This is a genomic window from Paenibacillus sp. J45TS6 (assembly GCF_018403285.1).
Classification (GTDB): domain Bacteria; phylum Bacillota; class Bacilli; order Paenibacillales; family Paenibacillaceae; genus Paenibacillus.
This window is the reverse complement of sequence record NZ_BOSJ01000005.1, coordinates 208,625-226,763: the sequence shown is the minus strand read 5'-3', so window position 1 is coordinate 226,763 and position 18,139 is coordinate 208,625. Positions and strand designations below refer to the sequence as shown.

Sequence of the window (18,139 nt, the reverse complement as noted above, 5' to 3'; positions counted from 1 at the left end):
TCAACTCCCTGCTATCGCCTGCATGATTGTATGCTGGTTCATATCCTTATTTGAAATTTCCGTTACTACATGGCGGTCACGCAGCACGGCGATTTTATCGCTGACGCGTATTACCTCTTCCAGCTCTGCAGAAATAAACACAAAAGACATTCCCTCACGTGAAAGTGACAATACCAACTTCTGAATTTCCGCTTTTGCACCGATATCAATACCGCGAGTCGGTTCGTCCAGTATTAACAAATTCGGCTCCGTCAAAAGCCATCTGGCGAGTAATACCTTTTGCTGATTCCCTCCGCTTAAATTCTTAATCAGATGATCAGGATTGGGAGGATTAATATTTAGAATGCGGATATATTCATCCACAATTTCGTCCTGTCGCTTGCGGGATATTGTCTTGAACCAGCCCTGTTTGGCCTGCAAAGCCAAAACAATGTTTTCACGGATCGTAAGGTCTCCGATAATGCCTTCCGTCTTTCGATTTTCTGAACAAAAGGCAATCTGCCGATGAATCGCATCACGCGGTGAATGTATGGTTTCTCCTCCATCTGCAAACTTCAGCTTACCGGTATCAGCCTTATCCGCTCCGAACAGTAACCGTGCTGCTTCGGTGCGGCCAGAACCCAAAAGACCTGCAAGGCCAACCACTTCTCCCTCATTGATCGTCAGATTAAATGGCTCAATTGCTCCCTTTCGTCCAAGCCCCTCTGCTCTGAGCAGCTCCTCGCTTGGTTTATCTTTACTCGTTCCTGTCAGAACAGGCAGCTCTTCCAACAAATTCAGTTCCTTGCCGATCATCTTCAAAACAAGATCAAGCCTAGTTAACTCTTCCGCTAGATATTCACCTACAAATCCACCATTCCTGAGAATAGTCACCCGGTCCGAAATCTCATACATCTGATCCAAAAAATGAGTGACAAAAAGAATGGCAAGGCCGTCACTTTTCAACTTTCTCAATACAAGGAATAATTGCTCAACCTCATTTTTATCTAAACTCGAGGTTGGTTCGTCCAGAATCAGAACCTTTGCAGAAATATTTAAAGCTCTGGCAATCGCAATCAGCTGCTGAACAGCCACAGAATACATGTATAGAGGCTGATCTACATCTATATCCAGATTCAAGCGATCCTTCAGAAGCTCTTCTGCCCTTCGATTCATTTCTTTCCAAAGAATTCGGCCTAGTTTACGCGGTTCTCTCCCAATAAAAATGTTCTCAGCCACTGTCAGATTGGGACATAGATTGACTTCCTGGTACACCGTACTGATTCCGGCCGCCTGTGATTCTAACGGACTGTGAATATTTATCGGGTTACCTTCCATCTCAACAGTCCCTTCATCGATGGAGTACACCCCGGTCAGTACTTTGATCAAAGTGGATTTTCCCGCACCATTCTCACCCATCAGCGCATGAACCTCTCCAGAAAAGAGGCGGAGACTTACATCGGAAAGTGCTTTGACTCCAGGAAAGCGTTTATGTATGTTGGTCATTTGCAATAAGGGTGTAACCTCACTCATATCTTCATCCACTCCTTGGCTTATGAAACTACTGCCACTCCGCTGGCTAAGAAGAGGGGCGGAGTGGCGATGTAAACATTTTTTTGAATATGCTAGGTTTAATATTGGCGGTTCGGCAAGGCTTCCTTGGCTTCTTCTGAAGTAAACGTCGTTTCTTCAGTCACAATACGGGCTTCAACCGACTTTCCATCGACAACATCTTGAACCACCTTCATTAACTGAGGTCCGAGCAACGGGTTACACTCAACTATAAAGTTGATTTTCCCTTCGCTGGCAGCCTGCATTCCGTCCTTAACCGCATCGACTGAGATAATTTTAATATCTTCTCCAGGCTTCAACCCGGCAGCTTCAATAGCTTGAATTGCACCAAGCGCCATATCATCGTTATGCGCATATAAAACATCAATATCTTTATGGGCTTTTAGAAAAGCTTGCATAACTTCTTTCCCCTTAGCCCGTGTAAAATCTCCAGTTTGGGAAGCAATGATCTTAAGATTTGGATTGCTGGAGATCACTTCTTTGAATCCCTGCATCCGATCATTTGCAGGAGCAGAACCAGTTGTACCTTGTAGTTCAACGATATTAATATCTTCAGCGGCATCCTTATATTGCTCAGTCAACCATTGACCTGCTTTCCGCCCCTCTTCTACAAAGTCAGAGCCGAGGAACGTCACATACAGCGAAGTATCCTTTGAGTCGACAGCCCGGTCAGTTAGGATAACTGGGATTCCTGCATCCTTGGCTTCTTTAAGTACCGTATCCCACCCGGATTCCACGACCGGTGAGAAAGAAATGACATCCACTTTTTGCTGAATAAATGAACGAAGAGCTTTGATTTGGTTCTCCTGTTTCTGCTGTGCATCCGAGAACTTTAAGGTGTATCCTGCCTCTTTCGCAGAATCCTGAATTGATTTTGTGTTTGCACTGCGCCAGCCGCTTTCTGCTCCTACTTGAGAGAAGCCGAGCGTGATGCTGTTCGTTGATTTTGTTCCGGAATTGTCAGAGTTCTCCTCTGCAGCACCTCCGCCGTTATTACTGCTACAAGCTCCAAGCATCATCATGGACAAGGTTAACGATAACACTAAACTTATTCTTCCAAATCTCTTCATAACTGTTGTTCTCCCCCTCATCAATCACCATTCCTTGGCGTTGGCCTAATTATAAATCGCTTACAAAACAACATGATATGGACTGTCTTTTGCGTTTGTTTCCTATTTTTTGATTTTCATCACAATCTTGTTCTTCATAGTGTAATTTTTTAATTGAAAAGTATAATATTTGGTTGCGCTTTCTTTTTCTGCTTTCGAATAGATCATAGTTGGTATACACTATAAGTGGTTAGAACCATATCCCCTGAGAGGAACAAACTGATGAGGATGAAGCGATGGATTTCGTCAAGCCTAAGGACAAAGCTATTGGCCTTGTTTATTGTCCTCACCACCATACCGCTAATGACGGTGGGAATGATTTCATATCAGAAATCCTACCATTCAGTTGCAAGCCACAGTAAAGCCTCCACTATGCTCCAAGCTGATATGCTAGGGACAAATATTGATAATTTGTTTATAGATACCGAGAGGCTTCTGGAACTAAGCAATAACCCCAAGGTTATCCATTTTCTTCTCTCACAGTCGGAGACTTATAAGGAAGCCAAAGATATTCTTCGTACTTTTTCTCTTTACCGAGACACATACAAATATGAAAGCGTGCTCAATATTAGCTTGATTAATCTTTATGGAAAAGGCATCAGCGAGCGCAGAGGGATTTTTCAGTCCAATACGAATCCCCTGCGGAATCAACATTTTCAGACGCTTGCTGAGAACCCTGATTCCGTGCTGCGAATTCCATCCGCGCAAATGAACAGCCTTGATCAAATCGATGGTTTCACTTATGAAGATCGGGGAGTCATTTCAATTATGGCAGCAGTTAAGCAAAAAATTACCCATGAAGTAATTGGGTTTATTACAGTGGATTTAGACGATTCGTTTATTAAGACGTTCTGCGATCAGGTAAAGATCGGCAAGACCGGATTTTTTTATATTCTTGATCAGCATAACAATCCGATTTTTGTCCCTCCCATAGGGAACAATGACAGGAACATCATTCAAAATACGCCCCTTCCTTTTCCCGATCAGTTCAGTAGAGACGGATATGTACTGCGAACGGGCGGTCAGCCACGATTTATCGTACATACTGCTTCTATTGCTACTGGATGGACGATTATCGGTATCGCTCCACTACAAGAGATCGTTGCCGAAGCTAACAGCATCAGGCAGCTGATCATACTTAGCGTAGTGCTCAGTATCGTATTTGCGATTACTCTTCATTACTTGCTGACCAAGCGGCTAACCCGGCCTATCCAGCTTCTTCAGCATAAAATGAGGCTTACTGCAAGCGGTTATCTTGAAGCTAAAGTCAAACCAGTTGGAACAGATGAAATCGCGGATCTGGGACAAAGCTTCAACATTATGGTAGAGAAGATAAAAGAACTTTTGGAACAAAGTATACGGAAACAACAGCAGCTGCAAAAAGCAGAACTGCGAACACTACAAGCTCAAATCAATCCCCACTTTTTATACAACACACTTGATTCAATTATCTGGATGGCCGAAGCGGGCAAAAACGATGGTGTAATCCAGCTTGTTAAGGCATTATCTGACCTGTTCCGAATCAGCTTAAACAAAGGTCGGGACTGGGTAATGATTCGCACAGAATTAGCTCATGCCAACAGCTATCTGGTCATTCAACAGATGCGATACCGGGATATTCTTGAATATCGGATCGAAATCGATCCTGAACTTTTAGATTACCCGATTTTAAACATGACTCTTCAGCCACTGATAGAAAATGCCTTGTATCATGGGATTAAAAATAAAAGAGGGAAAGGCCTTATTGTCATTGGAGGTTATTTGGAATTAACGGCCGTCATTCTTACCGTTACGGACAACGGGATAGGAATCCCAACAGACCGACTAGCTTTGCTAAGAGATCAGCTCGAACAACCACTCCAGTCTGAGGAAGAAGAACCCGCCGAAGGAGGTTTCGGACTACAGAATGTACATCAACGATTACGACTTTATTTCGGCAGTGAATACGGAGTCGAACTAGAAAGCATCGCTGGTGCCGGTACAACCATTTTTGTACGAATACCTAAGAACAGGGGGAACTGACTATAAAGAAGATCGTACTCGTCGATGATGAAATTTTGATTCGTGAAAGCATCCGGGATTCTATAGATTGGAAGAAGGAAGGTTTCTTATATTCCGGTGATGCTCCTGACGGAGAGTTAGCACTGCCGCTCATTGAAGGACAAGTACCAGATATTCTAATTACAGATATTAAAATGCCTTTTATGAACGGACTCGAACTGGCTTCCGTAGTTAGGCAAAGATTTCCTGACATCAAAATCATCATCTTAAGTGGACATGATGATTTTCATTATGCCCAAACAGCACTTCGGCTTGGCGTCGAGGATTACTGCCTGAAACCAGTCAGCGCCGCGGAACTACTCCAGTTGCTGAATGCTGTCAGTACCAGAATTGATGAAGAAAATAGATTGAAACAGAAGAATATGTATAGTCCTGATAAGCTATATGCCGACCTTTGCGGAGGACTAATTGGCACAGGAGCTGCGATCGAAGCTGCTGCTGAGCTGAATCTGCAGCTTATAGCCCCTTATTATGCTGTCGTTATCTTATCTATTATTCCATCCATCTTGGACGAATCCAATCTAGTAACTTCTAAGATTCAAGCAGCGGAGCTAATCGTTACGAATACACTGATTGAATATCCTGAAATTTATTACTTTAGGCGCAGCCGTACTGAAACGGTGATCATTCTAAAGGACAGCCTTCCGGATCAAATATCAACCAGAATCGATCTTCTGATCCAAGTACTGGAACAACAAAGTATCCATTTTGGTTTGCAACTGTCCGTAAGCTGCGGAAGCGTCCACGAACGCCTTCAAGGTATACATCTTTCCTTCCAAGAGGCCGAAGATGACCGAATGATAAAGAAGCTGTCGAAGCAGAACAAAGCAGCTCTGATTGAGTCCTCGATCGACCAGACACCAGGCAGTGTGCTGCTTGACCGCTACCGCCTAATTGAGTTTCTAAAGGTAGGTAATTCCCAAGAGGCGCCCTCTTTTATTCGTCAGCTTGGGGTTGGCCTTCGTCAGATAAGCTTTAACTCGATGTATGCCTACTACCTGATCAACGACATTACCCTAGAATTAGTCCAGACCGCAAAGTTAACTTTCCGCACAGAAGGAAATCAAGCAGAAATGATACATGAGTTGCAAAAGGAAATTCGGAAAATTTCAAATGTTGAAGAGTGCCTTGATTATTTACTTGGAGTATATGAACAGCTATGGGTCTGGCGGTCTAAAGGGTCTGACAAGTATGGAGAGTTAATTGAAAAAGTCAAACTTTATATTCGGCAGAATTATCACAATGACCAGCTCTCCCTTCATGAAACTTCAAGACAGATTGGAGTCAGCTCCAGCCATCTCAGTAAGGTCTTCAGCCAAGAAACCGGGCAGACCATGACAGAGTACTTAACCGCCACGCGGATCGGCAAAGCGAAAGTGCTGTTAAAAACAACCCGTTGCAAAACCTTCGAGATTGCTTTTCAAGTAGGTTACAGTGATCAACATTACTTCTCTAACCTGTTCAAGAAGGTGACCGGGATGACACCAATGGAATACCGCAAACACGGCCGTGATGGTGAGTCAGTTGCGACCACTGCGAAAGAAGGAGATCGCTTGTGAATTTCCGATTCAAAGCCGTTCCGACGCTGACGTTACTACTCGTAATCACATTTATTCTCTGTGGATGTATGGAGACTCGAACTACAATGGGCACTTGGAATCAGAATGAAGAGGTTCATTCGCTCCCTTCAAAAGACGTTCCCGAGCTAACCTTTGGCATCATCTATCCTATGGTAAACGACACATACGAGATGATAACGGAAAATGCGGAAGCCTCAGCCAGTGATCATAACATTAAACTGATCGTTCAAGCGCCAGATGAAGCAAACTTAGAGCAACAGATTCGAATCATGGAGATGATGATCAAGCAGGAGGTTGATGGCATAGCTATTATCCCGGTTGACTCCGAAGCTCTAATTGACGTCATCAACAAAGCGGTGTCCAGCGGAATCATTGTGATATGCTTCGAGTCGGACTCTCCGTCCAGTAAGCGGAATGTATTTATCGGTGCGGATAACTATAAGACAGGTGCGATAATTGCCCAAACCGTAGACAATTTGCTTGGCGGCAAAGGCATGGTCCTGGTCCAGTCTGGCATGCCGCAAATGCTTGGATTAACTCAGCGTCTAAATGGGCTTCAGGATTATTTGGAAGAGTATACCGAAATAGACGTGCTCGAAGTTCGCCATAACCATGCCAGCGAAGAAAAAGCCATCCAGCAGTTAGAAGAAATGATATCGGCTCACCCGCACTTCAGTGCGCTGATCAACCTGGATTTCGTTTCAAGTTCAAGTTCGGTTCTAGTCTGGAAAGCCAAAGGGCTAAAAAGATATAATGTCGCGCTCGGTCTTACTCCCTATGTCAATCAATCCCTCGAAAACGGCCAAATTACCCGCATCATCTCCCAAAATGAGCAGAACTGGGGCCAAGCGATTATTAACACCTTGTGCAGTCTATCACAAGATAAAACATTACCAGAATTTATTAATACAGAAATCACAGAAATTGATAAGTAAACATAATAACAAAACAAAGGGCATTCCCTAACTGGGATTGCCCTTTGCCTTTGTTTATAGATTTTACTTTATAACTTGATTACATCACTCTAAAACAACTCTGACTTTTTCATCAGTTCATGAGTCAATTTTGCCACTTCAGCGCGGGTAATATACGCTTTGGGAGCTAGAACCCGTGCGCTTCTTCCGGAGACAATGCCTGCCTGTAAGCTATCTGCCACACCCGATTTTGCCCAGCTAGAGATGCGGTTTGCATCTTCATAACTGCTCAGTATCTCTTCCACTGTCCGTTCTGCCAACGTTCTCTTAAGCTCAGTAATTTCCATCGCTTGAGCAATAATGTGCATGGCTTGTTCCCGTGTAATCTTCTCGTTAGGCCGGAAAGTGTCGTCTTCGTACCCAGTGATAAGGCCGTATGTTTGTGCCGTGTTCACATGTTCAGCGAACCAATCCGTTGTCTTTACGTCCGTGAACGCAAGTTCTCCTTGCTCTGAACGAAGTCCAAGCGCCCGTACGAGCAGTGCAGTAAATTCAGCACGAGTGATTTCCGTATTTGGATGGAATAAACCGCTTCCCGTTCCATCAATAATCATCCGAGAGCCAAGATTGTTGACGCTATCCTTTGCCCAATGCGAGGTCAGATCTGTAAATTCTACCGAGTTCGTGACCACTGCAAAGGTACCGCCAGTCAAGCTGCGAATTTTCGCGTAACGTTTTCCATTCTCTGTAACGACTTGAGTCGGCACCTGATAAACTGTACCCTTTGGTTCGATCACAATACCGGTGGATAGCTGGTTAGCTGATGAATTATCCGAAAGTGGAATCATTCTTTCCACATATCCAGTAAATGGAGTGATATCTGTAACGTTATTTCCTTGTATCGTTGTAATTTTAAAGTCGAGCAGATCCGAGCTAAGCCTAAAGCCTTTTACCTCTGCTGCCTGTTCTGCAACCTTGGTCATTGATGTTGCTGAAACAGCAATCTCGATTTGAATCGTCGTTTCCGTGCTTGTTCCATCCTCTAATGACGGCAAGGTATTCATACTAATTTTGGAAGCTGGAACCTTGAAGATCCCAAGGCCGGTCCGTAGTTCGATTACGATCTTCTTATCCTGAAGGGCTTTTAGAATATCCTTGTTAAATTGAGTAATTACACGCTCTGAGCTTGCCTTAACCGTAACGGCAATCACATCGGCCTCATTCGCTGAAGAGAGCCAATTTTCTAGCTTTTTCTGATCAAGTGCTACTGTCGTTATTTTCTGGTCTTGCTGCGTAGTCGTGCCGATCGTACCCAAGTCCACTTCTTTGTCGCCAACTTTTATTTCTGCATCATTCTTACCGACAGGTAATGCTGCCTGTGGCGTTGTTGGTGTCAAAGGTCTATCCGATGGCTCTGGTGTAGATGGGGTAGGACCCGGAACAGTCGGCGTACCGCTTCCTTCGTCTTCGGTGCTTACCTTAATTGTAATATGAGTAGTAATCTCTTTGCCGCCAGCGGTAACGGTTAAAGTCAACGTGCCATTGCCAGCTGAGATTCCCTTTACATTTACCGTCTCTTTATCACTGTCACCTGTAATCTCAAGATTATTAAATGCTTCCCAGCGGTATGTTGGATTTGTCGCATTAACTGGATTCAGCTGAGAATCAAACGTAAGTGAACTGTTCACTTTAACAGATGTAGCTTCTCCTATTATGGAGACAGATTCCAGAGGAATCACTTCCGGTTCGATATCATTCTTCGTAAACTGCCAGTAATCCATTCGAAGGGAATCCTGACCTTTTGTCTTAAACATAAAGAAGATATTGTGAACACCGGTAACCGGTTTGACGTCTGTCTTCAGCGTCTTCCACTGATTCGCGCCGCCCGTTGGCGTCACATCAAGCGTACCAATGACATCACCGACGGGACTGTCCTGTCGTATTTCAATCGTCCCCCCAGTGGTTGTTGCTACGCTAGCTTCAAATATACTTGGACCACTCGTACCGAAGTCTGCGTTTGCAACAGCAAGCCAATCTCCATCATTGACATCCGTTATATTAAGGTTGATGCTGTCCACCATGTTTCCAGGCTGTAAGGACTTCTCAGTCATAATCCCGGCCTGCCATGCCATTGTTTCTGCCTCGGTGCGCTGGTAAGGATTTAGAGCAGCTAACTGTTCCACTCCTTCCATATCTCCCTTGATCGGTTTAATAAATCCATTCTCATAAAACTCCACTTTATTGATATGTGTAGAGCGATATCCTTTTGCTTTATCCATAGCCTTAGCAAGGGTTTGGGCGTGATAGGCAACAAACCACTGATCTTTAAATTCGAAAATGGCATGGTGATTGTTTCCCCCAACATCGAAAAACACGTTTGGATTTTGCAAAATGGTTCCGACGTAAGTAAATGGTCCCATCGGATGATCGCTGACCATGTACGCTATTTCTCCTTTCGGCGGCGAACCTTCCGGATGTGTGCCGGCGAAATTGGAGCAATAAGAATAATAATACTTACCGTTATATTTGTGAATTCCGGAATCTTCAAAAAGATAAGGAGCATCGATGAGTTTTGCTGACCCTACTGTGCTTATCATATCGTCACCCAATTGAATTACTCTGCCGCTCTTCGGATGAGCAATTTGCTCTTCAGTCGGATTACTCCCACCGGGAAGTCCACCACCGAAATACAGATAACCCGTTCCATCGTCATCTACCAGAACAGCCGGGTCAAACATCCACACTACCCCGTTTGTTCCTGGAACACTGCTATTAATAAATGATTTCCCCAGCGGATCAGTCCATGGCCCGATTGGACTATCGGCGGTAAGGACACCAATGCTGGAAGCATTATTAGCAAAGTACAAGAAAAACTTATCCTTTCCTTCAATTACCTTATGGGCAATAGCAGGAGCCCAAGAGTTATTAGCCCATTTCGCAGCGCCATTCGGACCTGCTACGGGAATCTCTCCATGATCGGTCCAGTTAACCATATCATCTGATGAGATGACACTGATTGTGTTGATCTTGGAATAACTATTATCTTTCAGGTTTCCATTTGCATCATATTCAAAAGCATCGCTTGTCATATAAACATATACTCTATCGTTATAGACAAGCGCATATGGATCTGCGCCGAATTTATGACTGACTAGCGGATTCGCATATCCAGGTACTTTGGCAAGAGCTTTCGTGTCCAAAGCCTTCAAATCAATAGTAGCCACTGCTTCACTCACGTTATAAACTACATTGCTGCCTTCTGTTTTGATGTAATCCGTTCGGATTTTTACTGTTTGATCCTTCGGAACAAAATCTTTCATTTTCAGTTTAATCGTAGCGAACAGATCAGATGAGGTATTCGTAAAATTCACGTTACTGCCGGATACTTTCAGTTCCAGTCTGCGGTCAGCAAATGAGTAGGATGGTGTACCACTAATATTGTCTGTATGAAATGATACTTCGGTTACGGATACAAAATCAGGAATATCGAAGGAAGCAGAGATTCCATTATAGGTTCCGTCAGGCAATGCCTCCATTTTTACCGGAACTTCGAATTCTATATTCGGAACGCCTAGAACGTCCGAGACATCATCCAGACTCGCTGTAAGAATGGGAGCTGCCTCCCCTGTTCCTGTCATCTTGTTGTCTACTCTAAAATAGTCGAAGTCGACGTATCCGCCTACCGTTTTGGTCGCGTAATTAAATAATGCATAACGATACCCCATAAAATGAGGCAGGGTATACGACATTTGTAGCTGCTCTCCAATTGCTGTCCAACTTACTCCGTCAAGACTGTAATAGAAATAGGCTTTGTCTGTTTGCTTTTTGAAATCCATATCAATCTTCAGATAAACCCGATCCTCAGCAAGCGGAATGCTGGCTACTTCTTTCGGTTGTTCACCGCTCCCGTTAACCATTATGATCGATTTAGAGGTTCCTGACTTTTTAACACCAACATAACCATAATTTTTTTGGAAAGCGGCAAGACCTGCTACATCTCCGTCTTTCATATGATCTGTTTCAATGGCAATGGAACCTGAACTTTCCGGTCCAAACGTTCTTTGTGTCAGTGTATTGCGTGCGTCTAGAATTCCTGTGCTCTTTCTTCCCGTTGTAAGACGTAAGAATCCGGAACGCTGGGTGAGCGACCAGTTGTTATTATCTGGATTATGGTTCCACTGCCACGAAAGCCCTAGATTGGAGCCATTATCTTCACTCTCTCCTGGTTTTTGAGTATCCGGAATGGGAGCGGACGAAGCTGTAAATGAGATGTCGTCAACATAGAAGTCCATTAGATCTGTGATTGGGTCCGGGGTTCCGGTCCATGGTGTCTCAATGAAAATAAAAGTGTGGGATAAATCCGCATCTGAAGGGAGCGTATACGTGCCTCGGAGTGTTCCCCACTCCCCCTTCTTCATCGTAGCCGAACCAAGCACCTTGATTCCTTGCCAGCTCGGACCGTTCTGAATATTAAAGTTGAACTGTTTCTGCTCTGGCCCTTCATCGTACCTTACCTTCGCAGAGAAGGAATAAGTGACATTGGTATCCACCTTTCCGGTAATCAACTGCATCGGTCCGTCTCCAGTCGCCTTGCGTCCGGTCGTCTTCAACGCTGAAACACCGCTGTTATATACATCATTAGTAACAGATACAGATGCTGCGCCATTAGCGGTCCAAGGTTCGATACCGCTTTCAATATCGCTATTGATAATAAGCTCCGAGACCGAGGTATCTGCAAAAGAAATGTCATCGACATAGAAGTCCATCAGATCTGTGTTTAGATCCGGAGTCGCGGTCCATGGTGTCTCAATAAAAATAAAGGTATGAGATAAATCGGCATCCACAGGAAGCGTGTACGTACCTTGGACCGTTCCCCACTCTCCTTTGTTGATCACAGCCGAACCAAGCACCTTAATTCCTTGCCAGCTCGGACCGTTCTGTATGTTGAAGTTGAACTGTTTCTGCTCTGGCCCTTCATCATACCTTACCTTGGCAGAGAAGGTATAGGTGACATTGGTATTTACTTTTCCCGTTATTACCTGCATTGGACCATCTCCAGTCGCTGTCCGCCCCGTCGTTTTCAGAGCTGATGCGCCGCTGCCATAAACATCATTAGTAACGGATACGGAGCCTGTGCCGTTCCCAGTCCAAGGTTCAACACCACTCTCGATTCCACCGTTAACTAACAGTTCCCTCCCAGAAGATCCTCCAGCCGTCGCAAGAAAATCTGCTTCCGAGAGTTCTGAAGATAATTCAGGTGTGTTGCTGTCTTCAAAAGTATATGGGAGACCTGATCGTGCCGAGCGATTATAGAACTCATCAGAACTTACGATATTGGATTCCCCTTTATGTAATGGAAGAGAGAGTTCAGTAGGGACTTTGCCATTGACACCAAATGCCGGCCAGTCGTTTTCCCATGTGACAGGAACTAAGTAAGGAATACGTCCGACGGAACCACGGTCACCAAAAAGAAAGGCATACCAATCTCCTGAAACCGTATCGACCAGTCCACCTTGAGCAATGCCCTCATCTTTCAGTACAACTTTTCCTTCATAGGGGCCGTCGATAGTGTCAGAGCGGAACACCAATTGTGTTCGCATGCCGCCGCTCGGCCAAGTAATTAGAGAAATATAATATTTCCCATTTATTTTTTGAATATGGGCACCCTCAGCTGGAAGTCCCACGTTTGATCCTGCAACCAGACTCGAATCCTTAATAATGATTTTATTCATTCCGTCTTCTTTCACCGCAGTGGCGTCCGAATTCAGCTCGACAATACGAATATCGCCGCCTCCATATACGAGATATACTCGTCCATCGTCATCAAAATGAAGGGACATATCGTGATAAAAAGGGAGCGTTGAGTGTGTCCATGGTCCATTTTCGATATCCGTCGTTTGATAAATATATGTCTTTCCTGTTGTACTGGAAGAAAACACTACATAATATTTACCGTTATGGTACCTGAGACTGCTAGCCCAGGAGCCTTTTCCATACTCATTTTCATTATTACTCAATCTTTGATTATCGGTTTCGTCCAAAATATCATATACATAATTGACAATATCCCAATGTACTAGATCAACCGATTTCATAATCGGAACGCCTGGATTCATATGCATCGTCGTACTGGTCATATAATAGGCATCATCCACACGAATGACATCGGGATCAGGCACATCAGCCCAAATAATTGGGTTATTCGCACTTCCCAGTTCTTTGGGGGGTTCCTCTGCAAATATGAGCCCAGCCGGCATCAAATTCAAAAGTAATGCAGCCGTTGTAAGAATCGAAATTAGCTTCTTTTTCCCCACTATACTGATTCTCCTTTAATATAATAATAAATAAAGCGCTTTCTAAAATGATGAAAAAGTGTAACCGAGCTCGATATTATCCGATTGCCTCCCTTCTGGTTACTGTTGTTATAACTACTTTTTTTAAAGTTCGAGTTCATTATATCTTGCCCCTGCAAAAATCACGATGTAATATCTTTTTTAAAAGGTGAATTTTTTTGTTTTTCAAAACGGAACAGCCGCTTAGCGGACATCTTCGGCGAGCCGTCAACGTTGAACTCTTCAAAATAAGCTACATCCTCTGCATTCCTTCTATTTATACAAAAATACACATACGTTCACGTAAACGTATGTGTATGATATTGGTGTACTATACTAGTCTCTTTACTTCGCTTCACAGCTATGTAAACCAATTCTGTTACTATCCACTTTTACTTATGCGTTATTCAACAACTTCGGTAGATGTTTGATTGATTCCATTCATGGGCTCCAATCGTTTATGATGAATAAAATAATAAAATACGATAGAGGCCAGCGCGACAATGCCAGCAACTGTAAACATCGTGCGATAGTTCGTATGGGAACTGATAGAGCCCATTACATAAGAGCCAACTCCATATCCTAGATCAAAAAGGAGGAAAAATGTACCATTTGCAGCTCCTGTTCGGTGTGCGGGGGAAAGCTTCATGGCAAGTGCCTGGAAACAAGGAAAGAGTGCCCCAAAACCGATCCCCATAAATACTCCAGATATCAGCACAGTAGTTCCTGAATGTGCATGGCTCAAAAGGAGCAATCCGCCCCCAAATAGAATAATGCCCGGATAATACAAATAATGCTCGCTATACTTGTCAAAAAGTTTACCAACCAATGGCCTAAAAATAACTATCATAATTGCAAAAACAATGAAAAACGTACCAGCTACTTCAGAATGATGAATCTCATTTGTGAAAGGTGCCATAAATCCCGCAATAGGACTATAAGAAAACGCCAGAATAAATCCAACAATCGAGATGGGTAACGCTTTTGTTTCAAAGATGTCTTTGATATGAAATTTATTTGCGGAAGCAAGTTGCTTCTTATCCTCTTTAGAGCGGCTGTTATCTTTTAGTGGAAGTACTAATAGCAAAGATATGAGGGCTATAACACTAATCGCAGCCAGAAGCAGCATCCGGTTTTGATCTTTCCACAGCAATAGGCCTAAAGCAGGCCCAATAACCATGGCTATACTCATAAACATACTAAAGTATCCCATACCTTCTCCTTTTCGAGTGTATGGAATCATCGTAGCTGCTAGTGTATTTGTTGCCGTTGAAGCAACAGCATAGCTCATGCCATGTACAAAACGAATGAACAAGAATAGAGCGATACCTTTTGCACCGAAATAGCCAATACAAGCGAGCGAGAAAATAATCATCCCGATCAGCGCAAGATTCTTTTTACCGAAACGATCTACCCACAGACCTGAAAATGGCCTAATAATAACTCCTCCAATAACGTATATGGTAATCACTAATCCCATTTGCTGTGCATTACCACTTAAACTATCTCGTAAATATAGTGGAAAAGCTGTAGCTGAAACGTAAAAAGTAAGGAACATAAAAAACTACTTAAACAAATAATGACGAAATCTTTCGTCCATATCTTCTGTCGTTCTTCCGACATTTCTACCCCATCCTTCTAAGCTGTATGATATGTAAATTATTATACATACTATTTTTTATCATGTATAATACTAATTATATGATTTATATATTACATTGATGTGATATGGAGGATATGTATGGAATACCTGCAATTAAAGTATTTTCAAACCGTTGCTCAATATGAAAACATGACGAAGGCGTCCACAATGTTAAATGTATCTCAGCCGTCCCTAAGCAACGCTATAAAACGTTTAGAAAATAAATTAGGTGTACCCTTATTTGATCGACATGGGAAGCATTTGAAATTAAATCCGTATGGTAAAGTTTACTTAGATAAAATTGAAGAGGCGTTTCGTGCATTAGAAGAAGGCGAGACGGAGATTAGAGAAATGGCTGGGTTAAGTCGAGGACATCTTACGATATGTATGATGCTTCCTCACATTATGCCAACACTATTAAAGGAGTTTTTGGCGATTTATCCTGATGTCCGCATATCCCAGCGTCAACTAAACTCTACCACGGAAATGAAGATGGAATTAGACAAATCTAATATTGATTTCTGTCTATCCACCTTTCCGATCATCGGTCCCGATATTGAATGGCTGACTTTAGTAGAAGAAGAAATGAGCTTAACCGTTCCGAAGAACCATCGATTAGCTTCAAGAGAAAGCGTTCGTTTGAGTGAAGTGTCTAACGAACCCTTTATTTCTTTGCCTCCTAGAACTAGCTTTCGAGATATTACGGATGAATATTGTCGTCAGGCAGGATTTGAACCTAATGTAGCCTTTGAGCTAGAAGAAACAAGTGCGATCCTAACATTAGTTGAGATGGGGCTTGGTATAACTCTTACTCTTCCTTTATCACTTGGAAACAGGGTTCATAACAAAGATACTGTTCAACTAAAGATTATTGAGCCCATTTGTATAAGAACGTTTGGAATTGCCTGGAACAAAAAACACTATTTATCTCAAGCGGCTGTTCATTTTCTCCAATTTGTTAAACAATACTTCTCCAATTACAAGTAATTCGCTGCGAAAAACCCCCTCCATTCAACAAGATTAATAATACTTTAGTGACGTTTGCAGTGCTCCTGACTGATTTTTGGTCCGGGATTCCTATTGAAGTTCGAAATGATATACAGCAAAAAAAGAGGTCTTATTAGACCTCTTCCCTTAAAGATAATTTATCCTTCTTAAGATGATTTAATGGTTGTTACTCTAGTCCCATCTTTCTCAATGATGTACTCTAGTATTTCGCCACTCCAAAAATGAAACTTCAAAGTCACTTGCCCGTCTTTGATTTCATCAAAGAAAGCTTTTGTTAATTTGATCTCATTTGTCTCATAGGATGGAACGAATGAGTGTCCAAACTCTTTAAACGAAGTCCAATCCGCTGGCCCTGCATTTCGCCCATCCTCATACAGGGATTCCATAGTAGCCAGCTCATCTCCATTGAATTGTACTGGAATGATCAGTTCATCCGAAGATCCTGACGCCTCACTTAGCTCAGGTACATCGTAGGTAATAATGTTAAGTTTCCAATCGGCTCCTGAGGTAAAATTGATATTGAGCTCTGCTTGCTTCCCATAAGCAGTATCAGACCACTGACCAAGGAAATTGGCTTTTAGAGTGAGTATGTTCTCATGTATTGTGTAATCTCGGTCTTTCATTAGATTCTTTCCGTTCATATTTACATTTTGAAATTCATTTCCGTTCGGCTCAAGAGGAATGGATACGTCCTGAACATTCTCTCCCTTCTTCAGATAGACAAGATCAGACATCGCATGGGAGGAACGACCTTTGAAACCAGCTTTGATAACAGCATACAAATCTTCATCAAACCAATTGAACTCCCTGCGGTTAAAGTGTTGACCGTTATCCCATAGCATTGTTGTAAACCCTTTTTGACCGGCATAATCATTTACAAAATCAAAGTATTTCAGTTTCTCTCCATGCTGGATGGTCCCCAAAAACTTGTCAAAGCCCAATAACCCGAACTCACCCACAATGACCGGAATACCTTCCTTCGTAAACCGCTCATATGTCCGATCAAACGTATCCATGATATCTTTCTGAGCGGCTTCATCAAACTTAGTTGCTCCCGCCATATTGACACTAAAAGGATAAAATCCGTAATAATGAATGGTCGCAATCAGATTAGGATCGTTATAACTGGTTATTGTCTTGTATAGTTCCTCTAATCTGGCTTTGGAAGCAGAGGCCGTTATACTTGGAATAACTAGCGGGCGCTTTCCATTTTTCCCACCAGAAGTTCGCACGATGTGATGAAAAGAATCATTCAATTCACCAAGCATCGTAAAATACCCAGGTTCATCTTTATTCCAATCCTCTGAGAATCGAGGTTCATTAATGCTCTCAAACATTAACTTGCTGGGATGATCTTTGAAATGATCTGCTATTTGTGTCCACAAGGCATTGAATCGCTCTAATACTTCATCATGATTCGTATCCATGTACCTCACCCATTCGCTGGAGTCGTGATGGATATTAATCATGACATAAAGACCTTCATCCAGTGACCAATCTACAACTTCCTCAATTCTTCTCATAAAATCCGGATCAACCGTATAGTCAGGAGCGTCGCCCATACGGTGCTCCCACGTAATTGGAATGCGGATACTGTTGTACCCTTGTTCGGCAATCTCAGCGATCAACTCTTTGGTGGTCAGAGGGTTTCCCCAGGATGTTTCATCACCTGTTGCATCAAACGTATTTCCAAGGTTCCATCCTGGCTGCATTTTTTCTACATAAGTTTGCATTTCACTCTTCTTCTCCTTCTGCTTTTCAGCTGAAATGATGGGACCCACTACAAAAAGAACGCCTGCTATTAAAACCAAAGAGATCAGCATTGCCCATAAAGGAAAACTCTTTTTATTATTCATACCAAGTCCTTTTTTCATATTTTTGACGTATACCATATGATGGATGGATCACGAAGATGTAAGCTGCTATTCGATGGTTCTCTTTA

Annotated in this window: 9 protein-coding genes; 4 read left to right on the top strand and 5 right to left on the bottom strand. The window is 42.9% G+C overall.

Annotated elements, in window-relative coordinates:
- Entirely contained in the window at nt 1-1,512 is a 1,512-nt protein-coding gene (locus KJS58_RS10225; RefSeq protein WP_213532423.1) for a sugar ABC transporter ATP-binding protein, read from the bottom strand.
- Nucleotides 1,513-1,610: 98 nt separating this feature from the next.
- Nucleotides 1,611-2,621: an ABC transporter substrate-binding protein gene (locus KJS58_RS10220; protein WP_213532422.1), complete on the bottom strand. Its 1,011-nt coding sequence runs from the start codon at nt 2,619-2,621 to the stop codon at nt 1,611-1,613.
- A 267-nt stretch (nt 2,622-2,888) separates the two neighbouring features.
- Here KJS58_RS10220 and KJS58_RS10215 point away from each other — a divergent pair, with 267 nt between their 5' ends.
- Genes KJS58_RS10215 through KJS58_RS10205 form a run of 3 tightly spaced genes read left to right on the top strand, consistent with a single transcriptional unit; the run spans nt 2,889 to nt 7,236 of the window.
- Nucleotides 2,889-4,682 carry a sensor histidine kinase gene (locus KJS58_RS10215; protein WP_249717147.1) on the top strand — a complete coding sequence of 598 codons (1,794 nt, stop codon included), beginning with the start codon at nt 2,889-2,891 and terminating at the stop codon, nt 4,680-4,682.
- Nucleotides 4,679-6,280, top strand: coding sequence for a response regulator (locus KJS58_RS10210; RefSeq protein WP_306433078.1), 1,602 nt, complete (start codon nt 4,679-4,681; stop codon nt 6,278-6,280). Before KJS58_RS10215 ends, KJS58_RS10210 begins: the two co-directional genes overlap by 4 nt.
- Nucleotides 6,277-7,236: a sugar ABC transporter substrate-binding protein gene (locus KJS58_RS10205; protein ID WP_213532419.1), complete on the top strand. Its 960-nt coding sequence runs from the start codon at nt 6,277-6,279 to the stop codon at nt 7,234-7,236. The genes KJS58_RS10210 and KJS58_RS10205 overlap by 4 nt, the downstream gene beginning before the upstream one ends.
- Before the next feature lie 89 nt (nt 7,237-7,325).
- On the opposite strand, the gene KJS58_RS25445 is transcribed toward KJS58_RS10205, so the two are convergent.
- On the bottom strand, nt 7,326-13,529 hold the full coding sequence (locus KJS58_RS25445) for a family 43 glycosylhydrolase (RefSeq protein WP_283771259.1): 6,204 nt from the start codon (nt 13,527-13,529) through the stop codon (nt 7,326-7,328).
- 421 nt (nt 13,530-13,950) lie between these two features.
- Nucleotides 13,951-15,105, bottom strand: coding sequence for an MFS transporter (locus KJS58_RS10175; protein ID WP_213532418.1), 1,155 nt, complete (start codon nt 15,103-15,105; stop codon nt 13,951-13,953).
- A 183-nt stretch (nt 15,106-15,288) separates the two neighbouring features.
- Between KJS58_RS10175 and KJS58_RS10170 the strand changes: the two genes are divergently transcribed.
- A complete protein-coding gene (locus KJS58_RS10170; protein ID WP_213532417.1) occupies nt 15,289-16,176 on the top strand; it encodes a LysR family transcriptional regulator in 888 nt (295 codons plus the stop codon).
- A gap of 167 nt (nt 16,177-16,343) precedes the next feature.
- Here KJS58_RS10170 and KJS58_RS10165 read toward each other — a convergent pair whose 3' ends face one another.
- Entirely contained in the window at nt 16,344-18,053 is a 1,710-nt protein-coding gene (locus KJS58_RS10165; RefSeq protein ID WP_213532416.1) for a cellulase family glycosylhydrolase, read from the bottom strand.
- Nucleotides 18,054-18,139 lie beyond the last annotated feature (86 nt).